23 protein-coding genes are annotated in these 21982 nt (G+C 57.8%); 12 read left to right on the top strand and 11 right to left on the bottom strand.

From position 1 onward, the window contains the following. Window positions 1-82 precede the first annotated feature (82 nt). From cysT to HK23_RS09785, 11 genes are all read left to right on the top strand, one after another. On the top strand, window positions 83-934 hold the full coding sequence (cysT, locus tag HK23_RS09835; RefSeq protein ID WP_086653829.1) for a sulfate ABC transporter permease subunit CysT: 852 nt from the start codon (window positions 83-85) through the stop codon (window positions 932-934). Then, entirely contained in the window at window positions 931-1734 is an 804-nt protein-coding gene (locus tag HK23_RS09830; protein WP_086653828.1) for a sulfate ABC transporter permease, read from the top strand. The genes cysT and HK23_RS09830 overlap by 4 nt, the downstream gene beginning before the upstream one ends. After that, window positions 1731-2804, top strand: a complete 1074-nt coding sequence (locus HK23_RS09825) for a sulfate/molybdate ABC transporter ATP-binding protein (protein ID WP_086653827.1) — start codon at window positions 1731-1733, stop codon at window positions 2802-2804. Before HK23_RS09830 ends, HK23_RS09825 begins: the two co-directional genes overlap by 4 nt. Window positions 2805-2950: 146 nt before the next feature. Then, window positions 2951-3295, top strand: coding sequence for a DUF2849 domain-containing protein (locus HK23_RS09820; protein ID WP_086653826.1), 345 nt, complete (start codon window positions 2951-2953; stop codon window positions 3293-3295). Between the two features lie 26 nt (window positions 3296-3321). Continuing rightward, entirely contained in the window at window positions 3322-5016 is a 1695-nt protein-coding gene (locus HK23_RS09815) for a nitrite/sulfite reductase (RefSeq protein ID WP_086653825.1), read from the top strand. Further along, window positions 5003-5491 carry a DUF934 domain-containing protein gene (locus HK23_RS09810; protein WP_086653824.1) on the top strand — a complete coding sequence of 163 codons (489 nt, stop codon included), beginning with the start codon at window positions 5003-5005 and terminating at the stop codon, window positions 5489-5491. The genes HK23_RS09815 and HK23_RS09810 overlap by 14 nt, the downstream gene beginning before the upstream one ends. Before the next feature lie 18 nt (window positions 5492-5509). Then, window positions 5510-7522: a glycosyltransferase N-terminal domain-containing protein gene (locus tag HK23_RS09805; RefSeq protein ID WP_086653823.1), complete on the top strand. Its 2013-nt coding sequence runs from the start codon at window positions 5510-5512 to the stop codon at window positions 7520-7522. Beyond that, window positions 7522-8508: a tetraacyldisaccharide 4'-kinase gene (lpxK, locus tag HK23_RS09800; protein WP_373270325.1), complete on the top strand. Its 987-nt coding sequence runs from the start codon at window positions 7522-7524 to the stop codon at window positions 8506-8508. Before HK23_RS09805 ends, lpxK begins: the two co-directional genes overlap by 1 nt. Next, complete coding sequence (locus HK23_RS09795; protein WP_086653821.1) at window positions 8505-9425, top strand: lysophospholipid acyltransferase family protein; 921 nt, start codon at window positions 8505-8507, stop codon at window positions 9423-9425. The genes lpxK and HK23_RS09795 overlap by 4 nt, the downstream gene beginning before the upstream one ends. 100 nt (window positions 9426-9525) lie before the next feature. After that, window positions 9526-10323 carry an inositol monophosphatase family protein gene (locus HK23_RS09790; protein WP_086653820.1) on the top strand — a complete coding sequence of 266 codons (798 nt, stop codon included), beginning with the start codon at window positions 9526-9528 and terminating at the stop codon, window positions 10321-10323. Between the two features lie 93 nt (window positions 10324-10416). Beyond that, window positions 10417-11271, top strand: coding sequence for a lipid-binding SYLF domain-containing protein (locus HK23_RS09785; protein WP_082881782.1), 855 nt, complete (start codon window positions 10417-10419; stop codon window positions 11269-11271). 43 nt (window positions 11272-11314) lie between these two features. Here the strand turns inward: HK23_RS09785 and mltG are convergent, their stop codons facing one another. From mltG to HK23_RS09735, 10 genes are all read right to left on the bottom strand, one after another. Next, the gene (gene mltG / locus HK23_RS09780) at window positions 11315-12310 is read right to left on the bottom strand and encodes an endolytic transglycosylase MltG (protein ID WP_086653819.1); all 996 of its coding nucleotides are present in this window, start codon (window positions 12308-12310) and stop codon (window positions 11315-11317) included. A gap of 11 nt (window positions 12311-12321) precedes the next feature. Beyond that, entirely contained in the window at window positions 12322-13608 is a 1287-nt protein-coding gene (gene fabF / locus HK23_RS09775) for a beta-ketoacyl-ACP synthase II (RefSeq protein WP_082881756.1), read from the bottom strand. Between the two features lie 84 nt (window positions 13609-13692). Next, the gene (locus HK23_RS09770; protein ID WP_006557907.1) at window positions 13693-13932 is read right to left on the bottom strand and encodes an acyl carrier protein; all 240 of its coding nucleotides are present in this window, start codon (window positions 13930-13932) and stop codon (window positions 13693-13695) included. Window positions 13933-14206: 274 nt separating this feature from the next. Beyond that, on the bottom strand, window positions 14207-14950 hold the full coding sequence (gene fabG / locus HK23_RS09765; protein WP_063908232.1) for a 3-oxoacyl-[acyl-carrier-protein] reductase: 744 nt from the start codon (window positions 14948-14950) through the stop codon (window positions 14207-14209). Window positions 14951-14970: 20 nt separating this feature from the next. Further along, complete coding sequence (fabD, locus tag HK23_RS09760) at window positions 14971-15915, bottom strand: ACP S-malonyltransferase (RefSeq protein WP_086653818.1); 945 nt, start codon at window positions 15913-15915, stop codon at window positions 14971-14973. A 111-nt stretch (window positions 15916-16026) separates the two neighbouring features. Continuing rightward, the gene (locus HK23_RS09755) at window positions 16027-16578 is read right to left on the bottom strand and encodes a YdcF family protein (RefSeq protein WP_256940145.1); all 552 of its coding nucleotides are present in this window, start codon (window positions 16576-16578) and stop codon (window positions 16027-16029) included. Further along, window positions 16575-17834, bottom strand: a complete 1260-nt coding sequence (locus HK23_RS09750; RefSeq protein WP_086653817.1) for a class I SAM-dependent methyltransferase — start codon at window positions 17832-17834, stop codon at window positions 16575-16577. Before HK23_RS09750 ends, HK23_RS09755 begins: the two co-directional genes overlap by 4 nt. Window positions 17835-17848: 14 nt before the next feature. Continuing rightward, the gene (locus tag HK23_RS09745) at window positions 17849-18595 is read right to left on the bottom strand and encodes a glycine betaine ABC transporter substrate-binding protein (protein WP_086653816.1); all 747 of its coding nucleotides are present in this window, start codon (window positions 18593-18595) and stop codon (window positions 17849-17851) included. 240 nt (window positions 18596-18835) lie between these two features. Continuing rightward, on the bottom strand, window positions 18836-19210 hold the full coding sequence (locus HK23_RS09740) for a hypothetical protein (protein WP_231866173.1): 375 nt from the start codon (window positions 19208-19210) through the stop codon (window positions 18836-18838). Window positions 19211-19400: 190 nt separating this feature from the next. Next, complete coding sequence (locus HK23_RS09735; protein WP_086653914.1) at window positions 19401-20447, bottom strand: lipid A deacylase LpxR family protein; 1047 nt, start codon at window positions 20445-20447, stop codon at window positions 19401-19403. A gap of 320 nt (window positions 20448-20767) precedes the next feature. On the opposite strand from HK23_RS09735, the gene HK23_RS14865 reads away from it, so the two are divergent. Then, complete coding sequence (locus tag HK23_RS14865; protein WP_082779481.1) at window positions 20768-21472, top strand: cold-shock protein; 705 nt, start codon at window positions 20768-20770, stop codon at window positions 21470-21472. Between the two features lie 104 nt (window positions 21473-21576). On the opposite strand, the gene smpB is transcribed toward HK23_RS14865, so the two are convergent. Further along, window positions 21577-21982, bottom strand: a 406-nt coding sequence (smpB, locus tag HK23_RS09725; protein ID WP_143217545.1) for an SsrA-binding protein SmpB, incomplete at its 5' end; no start/stop codon positions are given.

The following is a 21982-nucleotide window of genomic DNA, read 5'->3' as shown; positions in this document are numbered from 1 at the left end:
GCTCGTGCGCTTTCAGGGTTGTGCCTGAGGATGGCGGCAGGAGAAGGATGACGATGCGTACCGGTCAGGCTTTTAACGCAGCATGAAGCAGGCTGTTTTGTCCTTTTTGCGGGGCGGCGGGTCCGCCCTGCCCGGTTATCGGCTGGCGCTGGGAGGCACACTGCTCTGGACGGGCTTTTTTATTGTCCTGCCCCTGTGTGCGCTGATCATCCGCCCCTGGCAGGATGGTGTGGGCGCTATGGTTGCGGCAACGCATGACACGCGCATGTTTGCCGCTCTGTGGACCAGTTTTTCCAGTGCCTTTGTCGCAGCCTTGCTGAATGTACCCCTTGGGTTGCTGTTGGCGTGGGCGCTTGTGCGCGGGGATCTGCCCGGTCGCAAGGTTGCAGATGCGCTGATTGATCTGCCGCTTGCTCTGCCAACCGCTGTATCCGGCATTACATTGGCCACGCTTTACGGCCCGCAAGGCTGGCTGGGCGCACCGCTCGCAAAACTTGGTCTGGTACTGGCTTATAGCCGGACCGGTATTGTACTGGCGCTGATGTTTGTCGGCCTTCCGTTTGTGGTGCGCACGGTTGAGCCTGTGCTGAAAAACCTGCCACGCGACATGGAAGAAGCTGCCGTTTTGCTTGGGGCCAGACCCTGGCAGGTGGTCACCCGCGTTGTTATCGCCCCTTTGCTCCCTGCTCTGGTGACAGGCTTTGGGTTGGCTTTTGCTCGAGGTGTTGGGGAATATGGCTCTGTGATTTTCATCGCAGGGAATCAGCCCTTCAAAAGTGAAATTGCCCCATTGCTAATTGTCGTCAGGCTTCAGGAATTTGATTACGCGGGTGCTACGGCCATTGCGTTGATCCTGTTGCTGACGTCCCTGCTGGCGCTGGTTCTGGTCAGTCTGGTGCGCAGGCGGTTGTCTGTGTGGGGTGAGCAGAGATGAGAAAATATTCTCTCTGGGTTCTCACATGGGGACTGATTGTTCTGGTGCTGCTTATGCCTCCGGCCGTGGTGGTGGCCGAGGCGCTGAAAAACGGACTGGCTCCCGCTCTGGCATCTTTGTCTGACCCGGATGGTCTGGCAGCCATCTGGCTGACGCTGGAAGTCACGGTCGTCTCTGTGGTGGCGAATACCATCTTTGGTGTTCTGGCTGCCTGGGTGCTGACAAAATATCGCTTTCCCGGCCGGTCTGCGCTGCTGGTGCTGGTAGAGCTGCCGCTGAGTATTTCCCCGGTTGTCTCCGGCCTTGTCTGGCTTTTGCTGTTTGGGGCACAGGGCTGGTGGGGGCCGGCGCTGGAACAGGCTGGTATTCATATCGCCTTTGCCGTGCCGGGTATCATGCTAGCAACCATTTTTGTCACCCTGCCCTATGTGGTGCGTACTCTTGTGCCGCTGATGGAGCAACAGGGGCGCGATGCGGAAGAGGCTGCGATGCTGGCCGGGGCCGGGTTCTGGAATATTCTCTGGCGGGTCACGTTGCCCGGTGCACGGGTTGCGTTATTTTCCGGCATTTTGCTCACCACGGCGCGGGCCATGGGGGAATTTGGCGCGGTTTCCGTCGTGTCTGGCCACATTCCGGGCATGACCGAGACCATGCCTCTGCATATTGAAAGTCTTTATAATGGATACCAGACCGTTGCGGCCTTCAGCATGGCAGCACTTCTGGCGGGTATGGCGATGATGGCCGTCCTGCTCCGCTCTGCGCCGGAGTGGCTGGCCCGCTGGAGGGAGAAGCAGGCATGAGTGTGCAGGTTGAGCATCTGGTGCGCTACGCACCGGGCAGCACGCGGCGTCTGCTGAATGATGTCTCGCTGGATGTGCCAACAGGGGCGTTTGTGGCGCTGGTGGGTCCATCAGGTGCCGGGAAAACAACCCTGCTTCGGGCTATTGCCGGGCTGGATACGTTTGAGCAAGGCGCCTTACTGCTGGATGGGCAGACGATGGGCAGTATGCGGGACCGTGCCCGCAAGATTGGCTTTGTCTTTCAGAATTACGCCCTGTTCCCGCACATGACGGTGGCAAAAAACATTGCTTTCGGGCTGGATGTACTGCCCCGTTCAGAGCGGCCTTCCCGCTCTGCTATTGCAGCACGTGTGCAGAAACTGCTGGACCTGATGCAGATTCCGGATGCCGGACCGTCTTATCCCATGCGGCTTTCCGGCGGCCAGCGGCAGCGTGTGGCACTGGCTCGTGCCCTGGCAACGGGCCCTAAATTGCTACTACTGGACGAGCCTTTCGGGGCGCTTGACCCCATTGTGCGGCGCTCTATTCGCACATGGCTGAAAGCCCTGCATGAACGTCTGGGGCTTACCACTATTCTGGTGACGCATGATCAGGATGAAGCCGTAGAAATTGCCGACCGTATTGTTGTCATGCAGCATGGGCAGATTGTGCAGGATGCCACGCCGGAAGAGCTGAACCGTAACCCGCAAACAGCGTTTGTTATGGAGTTTCTGGGAGAAGCGCCGTCTTTTAACGGCATCGTGCGGGATGGTCTGATGGTGCCGGATGAAGCTGGCCTTCTTCCTTTTCCGGTTGATGCATCTGTTTCTCCCGGCGCGGTTACGGCCATGCTGCGACCGTATGAAATTCAGGTATGCAGACCTGACGAGTGTTCCGCGCAAGGACAGGTTGTCTCTCTTCTCGCGGAGGGGGCGCGGAACGGTTATCGGCATTACAGGGCACAACTGGCTGAGCGTTCTGTTCCGTTCTGTGTGCCGGATTGCACGGAAAATACTGTGGAAATTCAGGCCTCTGGCCTGCTTGATATCAGCCGGGCCAGATTGTTTCGGGACGGGGAGCGTTGCGGATAAACGGGTCTCGCTGAGCCGGGATGTTATTTTATCACGAAACGTCGTGCTTCATTCCTGATCACTCAAAATGGTGCGTGGTATATTGATAATATATCACGCATGATGTAATTTCTTTATCCAGGGATCGTTCCGGAAAGGGATATGCTGTGGATCGCAGAAACAGTCGCCGGGATGCTGAAGGCACCAGCGTCATCACCGCCAATCGTCTTTTGGATGGCCGCATCGTCTGGCTGGCTGCCGATGGCCAGTGGGCGACGCTGATTCAGGACGCAAAACTCTTCCCCAACAGCGCGGTTGAGGAGGCTCTGAAAGCCTGCAACGCCCGCGCGCAGGAAGAGGCTCTGGTGGGAATTTATGGCGTTCAGGTTACCGAGACAGACTCGGGCCCGCTACCCGTCACCAGCCGCGAGCGCATTCGCGCCGGTGGCCCCAGCGTACATCCTGATTTCACGCCAGACTGGCATGCGCCCCACCCTGCTCCGTACGCCTGAACAGACGATCAAGATTGGCTTTTTCCATGTCTCATTCTCCATCTGCCGCACTGCCCGTCGGGCATTATGCTTATGATGACGTTGACCGCACGTTTCTGAAGCAACGCGTTGCTCAGTTTAAAGACCAGGTTGAACGGCGTCTGTCTGGTGCCCTGACGGAAGAGGAATTCAAGCCGCTCCGTCTGATGAACGGCCTGTACCTTCAGCTGCACGCCTACATGTTGCGGGTCGCCATTCCCTATGGCGTGCTTGATGCGAAGCAGATGCGCACGCTCGCGCATATTGCCCGCACGTATGACCGCGATTACGGGCATTTCACCACCCGCCAGAATATTCAGTTCAACTGGATCCGGCTGGAAGACACGCCGGAAATCCTGAACGTGCTGGCCGATACGGACATGCACGCCATCCAGACCAGCGGGAACTGCATTCGTAACGTGACGGCAGATCAGTTTGCCGGTGCGGCTGCTGATGAGGTGCTGGACCCGCGTGTGTATGCGGAAATTCTGCGGCAGTGGTCCACTCTGCATCCGGAATTTACGTTCCTGCCCCGTAAATTCAAAATTGCCATTTCGGGCAGCCAGCAGGACCGTGTTGCGGCGCGTTTCCACGATATTGGCCTGATTGCGCGTGAGGGTGAAAACGGTCGCCCGGTGTTTGAAGTCTTTGTCGGTGGTGGCCTGGGTCGCACGCCGATTATTGGCGTCAGACTGCGGGATGACCTGCCGGAAGAAGATCTGATTGCATATCTGGAAGCTATTCTGCGCGTCTATAACGCGCATGGACGGCGCGACAATATTTATAAGGCGCGTATCAAAATTCTGGTTCAGGCGCTGGGCACGGAAGAATTCCTCAATCAGGTAAACGCAGAATTTGCCGCCATGGACCGGGCGCGTTACCGCCTGCCTGAAGCGACTGTTGAGGCAATCCGCGCGCGCTTTGGTGCACCGGATTTTGCCCCGGCAGGGAATGCCGCGGAAAAACTGGCCGCGCAGCGTAAGGCTGATCGGGCGTTTGATGCGTGGGTCCATACGAACACCCACCCCCACAAGCAGCCGGGCTATTGCTCAATTACGGTCTCCTGCAAACCGGCTGGCGGTATCCCGGGGGATGTGACCTCGGCGCAGATGGACCTTCTGGCTGATCTGGCAGAACGCTACAGCTTTGGGGAGCTCCGCATTACCCACCTGCAAAACGTAGTGCTGGGCCATGTGCGGCAGGATGCGCTGTATGACGTCTGGCAGTCGCTGGAGAAAAACGGCCTTGGGGAAGCCAATATCGGCTTCATCACTGATATTGTGGCCTGCCCCGGTCTGGATTATTGCGCGCTGGCCAATGCCCGTTCCATCCCCATTGCCCAGAAGCTCAGCTCCCGTTTTGCCAATGCTGATCTGCAGCGGGAAATTGGCCCGCTGCGGCTGAATATTTCCGGGTGCATCAATGCCTGCGGGCATCATCATGCCGGGCATATTGGCATTCTGGGGGTGGATAAACGCGGTGAGGAAGCCTTCCAGATTACGCTGGGTGGTTCCGCTGGCGATGGTGACGCCTCCATCGGGCAAATTCTGGGGTCTGCCATGTCGGAAGATGAAACGGTTGATGCAATCGCCCGGATCATTGATACGTATCTTTCCAGACGAACGGCGGGTGAGCGGTTTATTGAAACGTGCCGCCGTTTAGGCACAGCACCATTCAAGGACGCCGCATATGCCACTGCTTGAGAACGGCCAGATTATTCAGGACACATGGCAGATTGCCGTTGAGGGGGAATCTCTTCCGACAGGTGATGTGCTGGTGCCGCTGGCTCGCCTTTCTGAAGGGCTGGGCCGGAACAGCGATGCGCGGCTTGGTGTGGTGCTGAGTTCTGCTGACGACGTTGAGACTCTGCGGGACGCCCTGCCCCGGCTGGATGTTGTGGCGCTGACCTTCCCTGTGTTTCGGGATGGTCGCCCCTTCACACAGGCGCGGGCATTGCGTGAGCATCTGCACTTTAAGGGTGAAATTCGGGCTGGCGGGCATGTTCTGCCGGACCAGTATGAATTTCTGCTCCGGTGCGGCGTGACGGCGATAGACTTACCCGAAGGTGCTGATCCCGCAGTCTGGCAGCGGGCGCATGAGGCCTTCACGGTCGCCTATCAGCCCTCCATTCTGAATGAGCAGGCAGAAGGGTTTGCCTTCAGGCGGAGGCTGGCCTAGCGCGGGAGATCTGGCACTGTGGCGCGTCTTCCGCATTCCGCCGGATCTTTTGTTCGAAAAATTCTTGTCACAACAATCCGGGGCTATCTGGGCCTGACCCTGCGCACCACGCGCTGGACGTTTAGTATCGACCCGGAGGCCCGCGAGGTTCTGACCTGTCAGGATGGCCGCACGGCAGTTGTGGCTTTCTGGCATGAGGTCCTGCCTCTCACCCCGGCTTTATGGTGGTGGGCGGAACCGCAAAATCCAGCCATGCGTCTGCATGTGCTTATCAGCCGTAACCGGGATGGCCGGCTAATTGCCGATATTGTCGGGAAATGGCGGATCTGGTCCATTGCCGGGTCTTCCGACACCCGTGGAAAAAACAAAGGTGGCGCTGCGGCATTGCGCCGCATGCGGGCCAGATTACGGCATGGCGGCATTGTTGCTATTACGCCGGATGGCCCTCGTGGTCCGCGTCGGCAAGCTCAGCAAGGCGCAACCGCACTGGCTGCCCTTGTCAGAAAGCCGATTGTCCCCGTTGGTGCCACCTGCCGGGGCATTCGTCTGAACTCATGGGATAAAATGATTTTGCCGCTGCCTTTCGGGCGCGGTCATTTTGTGTGTGGCGCTCCGCTTATTCTGCCGCGCGAGAAAGAGGCGCAAGCCGAGCATAGTGCAGATCGGCTGCTGGCGGAGGCGATCACCAAGGTCACGCTGGAAGCCGAGCAGCCATGGGTGGATCATCCGGGCCGACAGAAGGAAAAAGTCTGGCTCGCGCCGCTATCTCTTCAGCCGTCACGAGTCTGGGGCTGGGTGGCTACGGGTCTTGCGCCTGCACTGCCTTTCCTGCTGCGCTGGCGGCAGACACGCGGGAAGGAACTGCCGGATCGCGTGCGGGAGAAGATGGGCTTTGCCTCGCATGAGCGCCCGGCAGGCTCACTTGTCTGGTTCCATGCGGCCAGTGTTGGTGAGCTGGTATCCATTCTGCCGCTCATGCAGCTTTGTCTGGAGAAAAAAACAACGCTCACGGTGCTGGTTACAACGGGGACGGTTACGGCGGCGCGTCTGTTGCAGCAACGCCTAGAGCATCCCCGGCTTATCCATCAGTTTGTGCCGCTGGATGTGCCGCGCTGGGGGCAGCGTTTTCTGGCGCACTGGCGGCCACAGGCGGTGGTTTTCACAGAGAGTGAACTCTGGCCGAACCTGATTGGGCTCTGCCACCGGCAGAACGTTCCTGTCGCACTCGTCAATGGTCGCATGTCGGAACGCTCTTTCAGAAACTGGAGCAAGCTACGCCCCGTTGCCCGGCGGATGCTGGAGCGGTTTGCATGGATTGCTGCCCGCTCCGAAGAGGATGCTGAGCGGTTCCGTCAGTTGGGTGCCCGCTCCCTGACGAAAGCTGGCGATCTCAAAACAGCCGCCCCGCCCTTGCCGGTCAATCAGGCAGAATTGCAGGCAGTTCAGCAGCTGCTTGCCGGGCGGCCGGTATTTCTTGCTGCATCCACGCATGATGGAGAAGAGGACGCGCTCCGGCAGACGGTCCAAACCTTGCGGACACGCTTCCCATCCCTTCTGACCATTATCGTGCCGCGTCATCCGGAACGGGGTGCTGCCGTCAGTTCCCTCTTCGGTGGGGCCCCACGCAGAGCTTTGGGGCAAGTCCCGACGCCGAGCGATGCTGTATGGGTGTGTGACACACTGGGGGAACTCGGACTGTTTTATCGGCTGGCGAGTCTTGTTTTCATAGGCAATAGTCTGCCTGATGTGCGGACGGGCGGTGGCGGGCATAATCCGTTTGAACCGGCTCGTCTGGAGTGTACACTGGCAACCGGGCCTCGTGTTCAGAATTTTCAGGAAGCCTTTGCCGTTTTGGGTTCAAGTGTGGCGACCGTTCACTCGGCAACTGAACTGGCTGACTGGGTGAGTGCCATGCTGAACGATCCTGAGCGTCGGCAAACCTGTGCGAAACAAGCGCAGGCTGTGGCGACTGCCAATATGGGCTTGCCGGAACAGTTGGCAGATAAAGTTCTGGCGCTTCTGTCATCATGATCCAGCCTCCCCGTTTCTGGTCAGATCCGCAGGCAAAAGTGTTCCCCTGGTTGCTGTCTCCTCTCGCGGCATTGGTAGCGGCCTGCGCAGAAAAGAGGCAGAAGAAAGCCGGCTGGAAAGCGCCCGTCCCGGTTTTGTGCTGTGGCAACCTCACCACTGGAGGCACAGGGAAAACAACCGTGGTGCTGGATCTGGTAGCCCGGCTGAAAAAGCGGAAGATTGCCGTTCATGCTCTCACGCGCGGGTATGGCGGTCGCATCAAAACCGCGACGCAGGTGGACCTTGCTCGCCATTCCGCGAGGGATGTTGGAGACGAAGCCCTCTTGTTGGCCCAGCAGTGCCCAACATGGGTTGGAGGAGACCGGGCGGAATCGGCTCGCGCAGCCGTCGCGGCAGGCGCCACATGCCTGATTATGGATGACGGCTTTCAGAACCCCGGCCTGCACAAAGATATTTCTCTTCTGGTGGTAGATGGTGTGGTCGGATTGGGGAACGGCCACGTTTTGCCTGCCGGACCGCTGCGTGAGTCCCCGGCAGCAGCACTGGCGCGGGCGTCGGCAATTTTGCTGATTGGGCCGGATCAAACTGGTTTTTTGGCGCAGTATGGGGGCATGGTGCCGGATGTCGTTCGGGCTGATTTGCAAACCGCACCGGAAGTTCAGGCGCTCAAAGAGGCGCGCTGCATCGCTTTTGCCGGACTGGGCCGCCCCTCCAAGTTTTTTGACGGGCTCCGACAGGCTGGGGTGAACCCGGTGCGGTGCCTCGCTTTTCCGGATCATTATTTTTATAAAGACCGGGATATGACCCATCTTGCTACACTCGCCCGGCAGGCGGACGCACAGCTTGTGACGACCCCCAAAGATACGGTCCGGTTTCCGCCCGTTTTCAGAAAACAGCTCACGACCGTTGGCGTTGGGCTTCTCTGGCAGAGTGAAGCTGCGCCCGAAGCCTTACTGGACCAGCTTTTAAATCAGAGGCCTGTATGAGCGACGTGCGCATCACACGTCTGATGCGTCTGGAAGCCCGGGTAGCTCAGGCGTTGCTGGACCTGTTTTTACGGATGGGGCCTGCGCGGGCGTCCAGTTTTGCGGGCAGGTTTTGTCGGTTTATCGGTCCGTTGTTACCGGTTTCCAAAATAGCCGACAAAAATCTGCAACTGGCTATGCCGGATTTGAACGCCACGGAACGTGCCCGGATTGTGCGTGGCGTGTGGGAGAATCTTGGCCGTACGGTAGGAGAACTCCCGCATTTATCTCGCTTGCAGGAAAATACCCCCAGTGGACCGGGTTTTGAGGTTAAGGGGGCTGAGTATCTGGAAGAACAGGCCCGGCGCAGCGGCGCGGTTCTGTTTGTATCCGGCCATATCGGCAACTGGGAAATGCTGCCGCCCGGCGTTGCCCGACATGGCACGCCCTTTGCATCCTTTTATCGGGCTGCCGGCAATCCCCTGATTGATGCCATGATCCGCAATTTGCGGGATACGGCCATGGCCCCTACCCCCATGCCGCTTTTTGCCAAGGGCGCGCGTGGGGCGAGGGAGGCTCTGGCGTATGTCTCCAAAGGAGGCCGACTGGGTATGCTGGTGGACCAGAAAATGAATGACGGCGTTGAAGCCACATTTTTTGGCCGCCCCGCCATGACAGCTCCGGCACTGGCAGCTATGGCGTTACGCTACCGCTGCGCGGTCATCCCCGGCTATGTGGAGCGGCTTGGGCCGGCCCGGTTGCGGATTGTGGTCGAACCCCCAATGGAATTGCCGGATACGGGCGATAAGAAGCAGGATCTGAGCCTGATGGTACAGGCTGTGAATGACCGGCTGGAAAGCTGGATCAGGCAAAAGCCGGAAAGCTGGCTCTGGCTGCATCGTCGCTGGCCGAAAGAACTCTATAAACAGAAAAGCTAAACGGCCTCCCACCGGGCGCGGGAGAAAGGCGGTCGCTTCTGCCCAGACTTCAGGCTATGATATTATTTTATAATATTTCTTAATCTGGAGCCTGTTGCCCATGTCTTCACCCAGCCCCGCCCTCGCCTATCGTCTGGAAGCTGCCCGGGCTGTGGTGCAGGACGCTGCCCGCCTTGCCATGTCCATGCGGCCTGCCCCCGGTGGCCCCGAAGGCAAGCAGAAGTCGGCGCAGGACTGGCTGACAGAAGCAGATGGTGCTGTGGAAAGCTTTATCGCCCAACGGATGCAGACTCTGTTTCCAGACGATGGCTTTCAGGGAGAGGAAGGCGGCGTTGCCCGTGCCGGCAGCCTGCGCTGGGTCGTGGACCCGATTGATGGGACGTCTAACTATGCCCGTGGCCGGAACCGCTGGTGCGTTTCTCTCGGGCTGCTGGATGGCGATGAGCCGGTTGCCGGGGTGATTGAAGCGCCAGCGCTGGGAGAGGTCTACACAGCTCTGCGTGGTCAGGGTGCGTTCCTTAACGGCAACCGCATTCAGGCTTCTCCGGTGCAAGACCCGGCCAGTGCCATGATTGAGATGGGCTGGAGCAATCGTGTCCCCAAGCCGGTCTTCATGGAAAAAATCGATGCCATCATGGATCTCGGAGCTATGCCGCGTTCGGGTGGGTCGGGCGCACTGGCGCTGGCGGATGTCGCATGTGGGCGGCTGGATGGCTATATCGAAATTGTCATCAATCTGTGGGATGTGGCGGCCGCTCTTCCCCTGCTGGCGGAAGCCGGGGCCTGTGTGTCGCCGTTCCTGCGGGAAGGCGGTCTGACCGGGCCCGCGACGATTTTAGCGGCAAACCCGCATATTGCGCAGGCTCTGTCCTCTGCCGTAGGAATTTCTCTTGATTAAAAGCGGTAGAGGCTGGCCTTGGGGCCATTCTGCCGCCACAAACGAGACGTAAGGCTAGGCCAGTAATTTAGGCCCATAATGGAGACCACCAGAATGCGGTCAGTTTACCGTTTTTCCTCCTTTTCTCTTGCTCTGGGGATGGCAACTGCACTGACCTGTGCGCCCTTGCAGGCGCGTGCAGCCGACAGCGGGCAGACGCTTGTCGATAAAGCTGCGCTGACGGTGCAGGATATTTTTGTGGGAGCTACGGCTCAGAGCACCGTGGCTGTTAACCTGGGGAAGGCCCGCGCTGTCATGGTGTGTCCTTCCATTTTCCGCATGTCCATCGCCTTTGGTGGGGCTGGAGGTGGCTGTCTGCTGCTGGCGCGTGATGCTCGTGGCTCATGGTCAGACCCGGCTTTTTATACGCTCAGCACGGCGTCCTTCGGGATTCAGCTGGGGGTGCAGAATTCTCAGGCCATGTTCTTTGTCATGACGGACCGAGGCCTGCAGGCGCTGCTGGATAGCCAGTTCCAGTTTGGGGCCAACGCCGGTGTGTCCTTCGCGACCCTTAGCAGCAATGCTGAGCGCGCCAATGCCGGTGCCAGAAATACCGATATTCTTGTTGCGCAGAAGTCTCAGGGCCTCTTTGCTGGTGCGGCTCTCGGGGGCACCAAACTGACAGTCAACAGTGACGCTAACCGCTCCTATTACAGCCAGAGCGTTGGGCCGGAAGACATTGTTGTCTCGATGCGGGTGAATAACCCCGGAGCCGATCCGCTGCGAAGCGTGCTGACGCGTTACGGGAAAATGGCGCCAGCAACCACCAGCACATCAAGCAAGACGACAGCGGCAGCCCAGCGTGCTGCGACAACCGGAGCTGATACGCTCGGCAGTGACGCTGTCAGCACGACGGGATCTGGGAGTGTTGGGAGCATCCAGCATGAAAATCTGGCCCCGGTAAAATAATTACAGGGCGCGGATAAAATCGCGCCCTTACGGCTTCATGCCTCTATTGCTGCGGCGTAGAGGCATGATCGGCTTGTTGCTTCTGCCGAAAAATCTGCACATTTTTATTGTGCTCTGTCAGGCTGGCCGCAAAACTATGGCCCCCCTGCCCATTTGCTACAAAAAACAGCATATTTCCGGTTGCCGGATGCGCGACGGCCTCCAGAGAGGATAAGCCGGGCGAACAAATTGGCCCCGGCGGCAGACCTGCGACCATGTAGGTATTGTAAGGGCTGCTGACCTGAAGATCCGCGTGCGTCAACGCTCTGCCCAGGGGAGGCGCGCCATTTGTCAGGGCGTAAATCACCGTCGGGTCCGTTTGCAGCTTCATGCCCTGTTGCAGTCGGTTGATGAAAACCCGCGCCACAAGAGGCCGCTCGGCTGGAAGAGCTGTTTCCTTTTCAACCAGCGAGGCCAAAGTCACCAACGTCTGCTCATCGGGAATTTCCGGCACCGGGGTGCGTTTGCTCCAGACGGCCTGGACTGCTTTGGTCATGGCTGTCTGCGTGCGCTCCAGCAGTGCCTTGCGGCTGGTATTGCGCAAATATCCATAAGTTTCCGGCATCACGCTGCCTTCGGCGGGCAGAGGTGCATCGTCTTCCAAAAAGGGAGCCGACTGGAGCAGTGCCTGAATCTGATGCGCTGTCAGGCCTTCTGGGATGGTCAGCTTATGTAGGACCGGATGGGCGTGACGTATAATATGCAGGGCATCCTGCATGGAGACAAAGGCGGGAAAATGCAATTCAGCCGCGTGAAGCTGCCCATCTTTCCGCGTGAGTAGAACTGCGGCCAAACAGAGCCGTTCTGTCCAGTACCCGGACCGAAGAACGCCAGCCTGCTGCAATGTATGGATTGTGCTGAGATAGTCGCCATGCGGGATGACAACATCAGTCTCGTGAGCTAATGGCCCCGGATTTTTATAATCGAGCCACGCTTTAAAGGCTGTTCCCCCTGCCCCCATAAGGAGCAGAAGGAACAGAACCGATAATAACCTGCGCATATCGTCCTTTATCAGACGCGGCGGACAACCAGACTGGCGTTTGTGCCGCCAAAGCCGAAGCTGTTGGACAGAGCAACGTTAATCTGCCTCTGCTGCGCCGTATGCGCGACCCGATCGATCACGCTCTCGCGTGACGGGTTATCAAGGTTAAGCGTGGGAGGAGCCACGTTATCGCGCATCGCCAGAATGCAGAAGATGGCTTCAATCGCACCCGCCGCACCAAGCAGATGCCCGGTGGAGGATTTGGTAGAAGACATGGCCAGCGTACGGGCATCATCGCCAAACAGACGCTCGACTGCTTCAAGCTCAAGGTCATCCGCCATTGTGGATGTGCCGTGTGCGTTGACGTAGCCGACGTCCGCAGGGGTAACCCCGGCGCTTTTCAGAGCCGAGCGCATGGCGCGATAAGCCCCATAATGCCCTTCTGCCGGTGCCGTAATGTGATAGGCATCCCCGGACATGCCATACCCTACGATTTCCGCGTAGATCTTGGCGCCACGGGCCTTGGCGTGTTCGTACTCTTCCAGCACAACCACACCGGAGCCTTCACCCATTACAAAACCGTCGCGGTCTTTATCCCACGGGCGGGAGGCTTTCTGCGGCGTTTCATTAAACCCGGTAGAAAGCGCTCTTGCTGAGCAGAACCCGGCAATACCCAGCGGGCAGACCGTTGCTTCTGCACCACCTGCGACCATCACATCGGCATCGCCAAACATGATGAGCCGTGCGGCGTCACCAATGGCATGCACACCGGTTGCACAGGCTGTCACCACAGAATGGTTTGGCCCCTGAAACCCGTATTTGATGGACACATGTCCGGAGACAAGGTTGATGAGGGCTGATGGAATAAAGAAGGGAGAAAGGCGCTTGGCGCGTCCTTCATGCACCGTGATGGAGGCGTCATAGATGGTCTGGAGACCACCAATGCCCGAGCCAATCATCACGCCTGTGGCGCATTTATCTTCTTCAGTCTGAGGCTTCCAGCCGGAATCCTCCACAGCTTCAGTCGCTGCGACCAGTCCCATATGAATGAAACGGTCCATCTTGCGCTGGTCTTTGACCGAGATCCAGTCAGAAAGCGTCAGCTTTCCTTCAGAAGTCGGTCCTTCCGGCACCTGGCCGGCAACCTGCGCAGGCAGATCGCTGGGGTCAAAATGCGTGATTCGTTCAATCCCGCTTTCCCCTGCGATCAGACGTGACCATACGTTTTCGACACCGAGGCCCAGAGGACCCACCATGCCCATACCGGTGACGACGACGCGTCTCCGGCCCGAATTTGCTCCGGCCGACTGCAACAAACCAGCCCGCTCCCCGCTTGAATCTGTCTGGCCCCTCAAGGAGTGAGGGACCTTATATTAGTCTGCAAAAGAAGACGGCCTGACTCAGGCAGCTTTCTGCTTCTCGATGTAGTCAATCGCGTCTTTAACCGTGGCGATCTTCTCAGCAGCGTCTTCCGGAATCTCGACGTTGAAAGCTTCTTCAAAAGCCATCACGAGTTCAACGGTATCAAGGCTGTCTGCACCCAGATCGTCGATGAACGACGCTTCCGGCGTGACCTTGCTTTCCTCGACGCCGAGATGCTCGACCACAATTTTCTTAACCTTGTCAGCGATTTCGCTCATCTGTCTCTGCTTCCTATGTGCCCTGAAAAAGCGGGCAAGTTATCTAGGCGCTTAAGTCTGCCAGTTTGCCTGTTGCAGGTTAAGGCTGAGCATGTCGCTCTTTCTTCCCCTACGCAACAGGGTTGCGGGCGCTTAGCACGTTTTTCCGGTTCACGCCAACATGAACCGGTTAACTGTGTTCCGGACACGTGCATCCAGACCATTTACGGAGCCTGTCTGCCACATCCGGAAACAATTTGCACGACCTCTTGAAGCAATAGCTTCCCGGACGTGTTTATACCATAGCCATGCCGCCATTAACATGCAGCGTTGAGCCTGTAACCCATCCGGCTTCTTCTGTGCACAGATACAGCACTGCGGAGGCCACATCTTCCGGTTTGCCAAGGCGACCGAGCGGAATGGCGCTGGTCAGTTTTTCTTTCTGCGCTTCCGGCAGCACATCGGTCATAGGCGTGACAATAAAGCCGGGCGCCACAACGTTAACGGTCACGCCGCGGGAGCCTGCTTCCTGCGCAAGAGACTTGCTCATGCCCACCATGCCTGCTTTGGCAGCAGAATAGTTGGCCTGCCCGGCATTGCCGGTTGTACCGACCACAGAGGCAATATTCACAATGCGTCCGGCACGGCGACGCAGCATGCCTTTCAGGGCAGCGCGGCACAGGCGGAACGGGGAAGACAGGTCAACATTCAGAACCTGATCCCAATCCTGATCCTTCATGCGCAGGGCGAGTGTGTCCCGCGTCAGGCCCGCATTGTTGATCAGAATATCCAGCGGGGCCCCGGCAACCTCTTCAGCTTTACCGACCAGCGCATCCGCTTCAGCTGCTTCGGACAGGTTGGCGGTAACGTAAAAAGCCCGTTCCCCGCCCAGCTCCTTGACCTGCTCCTGCAGCACAGCTTCCCGCGTGCCGGACAGGACGACTGTCGCACCCTGGGCATGCAGGGTGGCGGCAATTGCACGGCCAATGCCACCGGAGGCACCTGTAACCAGAGCAGTTTTTCCATCAAGCCTGAACATAGTCTTTTATTCCGTTGTTTTTAAAAAGATTTCAGGAGGGTTTCGATGTCTGCTGGCGTGCCGACAGAACTGGTGGAAACTTCCGGATCAATACGGCGAACGAGCCCGGAGAGCACTTTTCCTGCACCGATTTCTACAAACGTATCGATACCCATGCTCGTCATGGCTTCAACGCTTTCACGCCAGCGGACACGGCCTGTCACCTGTTTTGTCAGGGCCTGACGAATCGCATCCGGGTCGCTCACCTTGTCAGCGGTGACGTTGGCAATAACCGGCACGATGGGAGCCGCGATGTCCGCGTTGGACAGAGCTTCGGCCATCACATCTTCCGCAGGGCGCATCAGTGAGGAATGGAAAGGCGCAGAGACCGGCAGTTTGACGGCCCGTTTGATCTTCATTTCCTTGGCGAGCGCAATGGCGTTATCGATTGCTGTCATGGTGCCGGAAATAACAATCTGGCCGCCGCCGTTATCGTTGGCGATTTCCAGAATGCCACCCTGCCCCGCTTTTTCACAGATTTCCTGCGTCTGGGCCAGCGTTGCGCCAATCAGAGCGGCCATTCCGCCCTCACCGGTTGGCACGGCTTTCTGCATGGCCAGACCGCGTGTGCGCAGCAAACGAGCCGCTTCTGTCACCCCAAAAGCGCGACCAGCGGCCAGAGCGGCATATTCCCCAAGGGAATGACCGGCCAGCAACGTCACTTTTCCAGCCAGATCCAGACCGCCCTGCTCTTCCAGAACGCGCAGCACCGCCATGGAAACAGCCATCAGGGCAGGTTGTGCGTTTTCCGTGCTGGTCAGAGCCTCCATCGGCCCTTCAAAAATGGTTTTGGAGAGCTTTTCGCCCAGTGCTTCATCCACTTCTTCAAACACGGCGCGTGCTGAAGGAAAGGCAGCGGCGAGGTCAGCCCCCATGCCGACGGACTGGCTACCCTGCCCCGGAAAAATAAAAGCGTAAACAGCCATAATACCTACTGTTTCAAGAGGTTCTTCAAGCCTGTCAGGCTGAAATCAGATCAAACGCAGTTCATGGAGTGCTGTTTGAAAGGAGAGGAGTGAAAGATACGCTGCCCGTGCTCAGCGCACAATACGCCAGCATAAGACCAGCAAGGCATCCCACAGGCTGGCAATAAGTTCATGCCCAATCCGCAAGCCGGTCCGAAATATGCTCTCTCGCCCTGTGACGGGAAATGGAAACGGCACAGCCCGCACCCGCCATCCGGCCAGACGCATCAGCAGGAGGCAGCGTGGCAGGTGATAAGTACTTGTCGTGAGTGCGAGGTTATGACCATCAAATCCCTGTTCTTTCAGGATTTTTGTGCAATTCACAACGGAGTCAAATGTATCCGTTGCGGCATGGTCTTCAAGAATAGCTTCGGGAGAAATGCCTGCCTCCAGAAGCAACCTGCGCATGACTGACGCTTCTGTCAGGCCATGACGTGGAACGTCGCCCGTGACGAGATAGAGTGGCGCATTCTGCCTTGCGCCAAACTGCACAGCAGCCAGCACCCGGTGCAGCAAAGCGGGAGATGGGGTGCCATCTGGCCGGAGCGCTGCTCCAAAAATGATAATCGGCGTAACCGCCGGTCCGTTTGTCTTGCTTGCCGGTGTTTCTGGCGTCAGCATCATGCTGGCGGCAGGAGGAGGACGCGATTCAGGCGCTCCAGCGTCTGAAAGGTTTCCTGCCATACAGTGCGGAACTTGTTTTCTGGCACGCCACGTGTTGCCAGAATGGCGGCCAGATCGCCGATCGTGCGTTCCCCATCGATAAGAGGCAGAAGTCCCCGCGCCTGCGGTGGTAACGGAATGGGTACAACCAGCGTCCCGAACGCAAATGGCAACGTATGATCCGGCCGCATCTGTTTGGCCAGTTCAATGCCCGGAATTTCCCGCATGACCGGCACAGCATCAAATGAGGACGCGTCCGGTCGTGTGATGCTGGTGCCTTTGCGGACAACATACGCCACATGGGTGGCCATGTTGCCTGTCAGAGATTCTGCGACTATGGCCTGCTCCCGCGCGGGGAGTTGGGCGATACGGGCTCGCACTTTCGGGTCGGGCAAGAATAACGCCGGATCATACCGAGCGGGTTCCATCAGACAGGAGGCTTTCAGCCCTGCCCCGTCTAGCAGATCCAGAAACGCGCCAATTGTATAAGCCCGGTCTCTGGGGTTGAGGAGCAGATCATACAGGCCTGCATCCCCACCACTCAGATGGTCTCCAAAATTTCCATTTTGTCGCAGCCACGCGGTGGCAGGCAGATGGCGCATGACGCGCTTCGCCATCTCCAGCCGTGTAGCCGGTTGTTCCTCAAAAGGAGCAAGTTCTTCCAGAGCTTCCTGAAGCATGTAGACGCCGGTGCGGCCATACGGGGCATAGACCATCAGGCCCATGCCACCATCGGGTGCGAGGGCAGCTTCCAGTCCGGCAAGGGCTGAATCCGGATCCGGCAAATGATGCAGCACGCCACAGCAATCAATGTAATCAAACAGCCCAAGACCAAGAGTGCTCAACTCGGTCAGGGAGCCTTCTACAAAGCGGATATTATTCAGGTCGCGCACCTTGGCGCGGGCCTGCGCAATGGAGAGGGCATGACGGGAGCGATCAACACACACAACTTCGCCCGGCCTGCCTGCCCGCGCCATCTGGGTGGCCAGCATGATGGCTCCGTCCCCCGTGCCGCATCCGGCTATCAGGGCGCGAAGGGGCTGGCTGCGGGAGCGCTGCGCCCCGAACACCCAGTAGTCAATTTCCCGCAGATGGCTGGGGCTGCCAATCAGCAGCCGTTTGGCCTCATCCTGCGGGTTTCGTTCGGGGTAAGGATACGCTTCGTACTGCGCTGCCAGCTCAGTATCCCGCGTGTCGGTGCTGGTGTGGTCTGTCATGCGCTGTTTCTCCCTTAGCGCGGCAGCAATTTGCCTCGCTGCCAGGACTCGGCAGCTTCATCCGCTGTCAGACCTTCTGTACGCATGGCAAAATCCATGGCGCTGATCACCTTGACGCTCAGCATCAGTTCGTCCAGCTCATCCTGCAAATCCTGATCCATGTCATCAGTCAGACCGGGACGCATCAGCATGCGGGCTTCCTGCTCTTTTCCCATGCTGCCCTTAGGGTCGGACAGAATGCGGAAGCCGCCCTGATGAAACAGGAAGCAAGGCTGAATGAGTGGCATGAGGATGCACTCTTTGCTGTTCAATGCTGCCGTAATGGAGGCCAGAGCTTCCTCATCTGGAAGGACGTTAAGGGTAAATCCTGCGTCTGCCAGTGCGTAATCTGCAAGCATCTGCTCAACATGCTTCTGGAGAGATGCCGGGGTGATGATGGTGCGGGAAAGTTCTGGCCCGGCCTGCGCAACGTCGCTCAGAGAGACAACAGGCCCCTCCTCGCGCGAGATGCAGCAACATGCGCTGGGCTGGAACAGCTTTCCAAGGGGGGTGACGCCCGGTGCCAGCAGGTCAGACTCATCCGGCAACCATGCGGATACGTAAAGATCGACTTCACCATTTTTGAGCATGTCTGCCAGAGCAGCTTTCGGGCCGATGACAATTTCCGGCTCCACATCATTCGCTTCCAGAACTCGGATGATAGCCGCCGCTGTCGCCTCATGAACTGTTGAGTCTGGGTGGGCGAGAGTTATCGTCGTCATATCATCTTCCTTAAGGTCAGGCTTGCAGGTCTTGCTGAGACCTTGCAGCAGGAGAAGAGCGGATGTGCAATCCCTGAAATCGCTTTACTGCTCTTCTTGTGGCACGCAGCGCCACCCTGATGCCGCGTTGCGGCAAGGAGAGACGCCAATAAAAAACACCCTGATGCGGGAACATCAGAGTGTTACAGAAAAAGACCGTGTTTGAGGAGAAAGTGCGGCGGTGTGGGGCTACATTTTATGTCATGCAGCCACAATTTTCTCCGGGCGGGGCAGCACCGGGCGCACCATGTGCAGGGCATCGGCAAAAGACCGGAACTGGCCCAGCACGTTTTCCCGAATGGCATCCATCACCACCCAGCTATTCCCGCGGGAATAGATTTTGTAGGCGGGGTCTGCGGTTTCCCGCACCCAGATCAGAACGTAGCCAGACGATACGCCAGCCTGCCGCTGTTCGACGGAAAAAATGTCGGCATCGCAGACGCCCATGGGATGCCCCGCATGAACCCAGCGGGACAGGTATTCCCGGTGGCCCGACAAAATTTCCATCTGGAACGGGATAACATTGCTGACAGATGAGGCATCATTCTTACGCGGCATCAGAATTTCCATTTCCATCGAACACCAGAGGGTCTTTCTGGGTTCAAATGTAAAAGGACGGTTTCCTTAACGCCAAGCCAAAACGTGGGTCTGCGCCTCAGAATGAGGCAGAAACTTCATAAAGTTGCGCAAAAACCACAAAAAAAGAACAATTACAGGAAATTAATGCCTGTTTTTTGTGCAATTGCTCTTTTTGTTGTCAGTCTCTTTAGAATTTCGCCGAAACCATGAGCGACCCGTAGTTGAAGAGGCCGGATTTTGCGCCATCAAACTGCTGAGTCTGCCAGACCTGGCTGTAGGACACGCGGAGGCCATAGAACATAACCGCCAGACCTGCGTGGATTTCGCCCACATCCCACTTCTTGTTCACATGCAGAGAATTGCTGCGCATAGTGTTGCCTTCAAGGGAGGCGTCATAGGCTACGGCCTCACCCGTCACGCCACCGAAGAAATACCATGCAACAGGGCGTGTTGCTTTATAGGCGTCTGTGCCATCTGTCCCGGATGCCTGAATGGTCGGCACGCCAAAGTCGCTATCAAGGCCCTGACCGAAACGGATCATATCGCTGATTTTGCCGTAGATCTGGTAGTCACCAATCGCGGCAGCGGCTGACGGCAGGGTATCAAACTGGACTGGTCCCAGATTGACCAGTGGCAGACGCCATGTGCGGCCACCCTGAACCTGAAAAATTGGCTGGTTTTGCAGCTGGTGCTTCCAGCCCTGATTTTTGGTATCGCCAATAGCGCCGTGGAAACCATTCTGAAGCTGACGCCCCAGACCGGCCGGGCCCATTACGCCGCCCTGAATGCCGAACACGCTGCGTGTGGTGTCTGTATCATTAATCAGGTTGATGGTGCCCAGCAGAAGGCTGGAGTATGGACGATCGCGCAGAAGGCTTGATTGCTGCTGCCCCGGAGCCCATGGGCTGCCAGACTGCGTATCACGCGGCGTGAAGATCATCTGCTGCAGGCCCATGCTGATGCGCTGCACACCGTTCCCCCAGATTGCCTTGTTAATGGCGGCAATAGGTGTGGGAAGTGTATCGGTGCCAGATGTCCAGTTCAGTCGCAGGCCGCTGGTGTAATACTGGTCAGACGTGCCCTTGAGGGTAGAAACGGCATCGTTTTCCCCCTGCAGAGTCCATGTGCCCTGCTTGTCCTGCAAGGGCGTTGCATGTGCAGAGCGAGAAGCAAGAGCGCTACCAGCCAGCATAAGGGTTGCGGCAGCAATATACCTCACGTGGGGTAATTTCATGACGGCGGACATAGCTTTCCTCTCGTTCTGCCAATGCAGAGTCAGTTTTATTTTCTTTAGTTGATTACGCTGCAACAAGAAACCCTGATTCCCAGCTATCCGCCCTGCAGGATGTTCAGTCAGCCTCTATTTGCATCTTTATTGTCACAAAAATGTTATAGCTTGGAAAAGAGATGAAACCCGGCCCGGTTTCATGCTTTTCTGTAGCGACACCACACCCGGTATGGTAAGCCATGTTTGGGTGTGGTTGCAGACCACTCTGCCCATTTTTCAATATCTGGAGAAGCAGATGTCTTCTCCATGCTCCAGGATCAAGACCGTTGAGAAGTAACAGGACCGACCGCAGCTCTCGTTCTCCGCGCCGCGGCGGATTTGACGATGATTTTATGTCAACGCCTTCCTATGGCGAACGCCCCGCTTTTGGCGGTGGTGACCGTGGCGGATACGCTCCGCGCAGACCCGCAGGAGGTGGCGGCCCGCAGGTTATCGCTTCCGGTCCGGAAATCGGAGCGACTGTCAAATGGTTCAACAGCGAAAAAGGCTTCGGCTTTGTTGAACTGTCTGATGGTTCCGGCGATGTCTTCCTGCATGCCAATGCCCTGTCTCAGGCTGGTCACGACGGCGTAAGCCCCGGTGCCACCCTGTCCGTGCGCATCGGTCAGGGCCCGAAGGGCCGTCAGGTTGCAGAAGTCATTTCCGTTGACGAAAGCACAGCTCAGCCGGAACGCCCGCGCGCTCCCGGTGGCTTTGGTGGTGCACCGCGCGCTGGTGGTTTTGGTGGTCGCGCTCCGCGTCCGGCCCCGGACCTTTCCTCTGCTGAAGAAGTGCGCGGTACCGTAAAATGGTACAATGCAACCAAAGGCTTCGGCTTCATCACGCCTGATGGCGGTGGCAAGGACATCTTCGTTCACGCCTCTGCTCTGGAGCGCTCTGGTCTGGCAAGCCTCAACGAAGGTCAGGTCACGAATGTAAAGGTTGTTCAGGGTCAGAAAGGCCCGGAAGCCGCTGCAATCGACGCAGACTAAGTTTTATACAAACGTATAAAACGAGAAAACCCCGCCTTGTGCGGGGTTTTTTTATGCCTGTGTTTTAGAGGGGGAAGCTTAAAAGCTCCTTAAAAAGGCGCGGCTTAGTAGTCTCCGCGTCCTTTGTTTCGTAGCAGTCTGGCCTTGTCTCTCTGCCAGTCGCGGTCGGCAATGGCATGGCGTTTGTCCACGCTCTTTTTCCCCTCACCCAGTCCCAGAGTCACTTTTGCGCAGCCGCGGGCGTTGAAGTGAATATCGAGTGGAACCAGCGTTGCCCCTTCCCGCGCAACAGCACCAAGAAATTTCTCAATTTGCTTGCGGTGCAGGAGCAGCTTGCGCGGGGCGCGCGTATCGAAGCGAGACAGGACGCCACCCTGATATTCGGGAATATAGCTGTTGAGCAGCCACAGTTCCCCGTCGCGTTCTGCCGCAAAGGCTTCGGCAATTGTCGCGCGCCCCATACGCAGACTTTTAACCTCAGCCCCTTTCAGGACCAGACCCGCCTCAATG

The organism is Acetobacter malorum (assembly GCF_002153605.1).
GTDB lineage: Bacteria > Pseudomonadota > Alphaproteobacteria > Acetobacterales > Acetobacteraceae > Acetobacter > Acetobacter malorum_A.
This window is presented reverse-complemented; position numbering and strand designations above follow the sequence as displayed.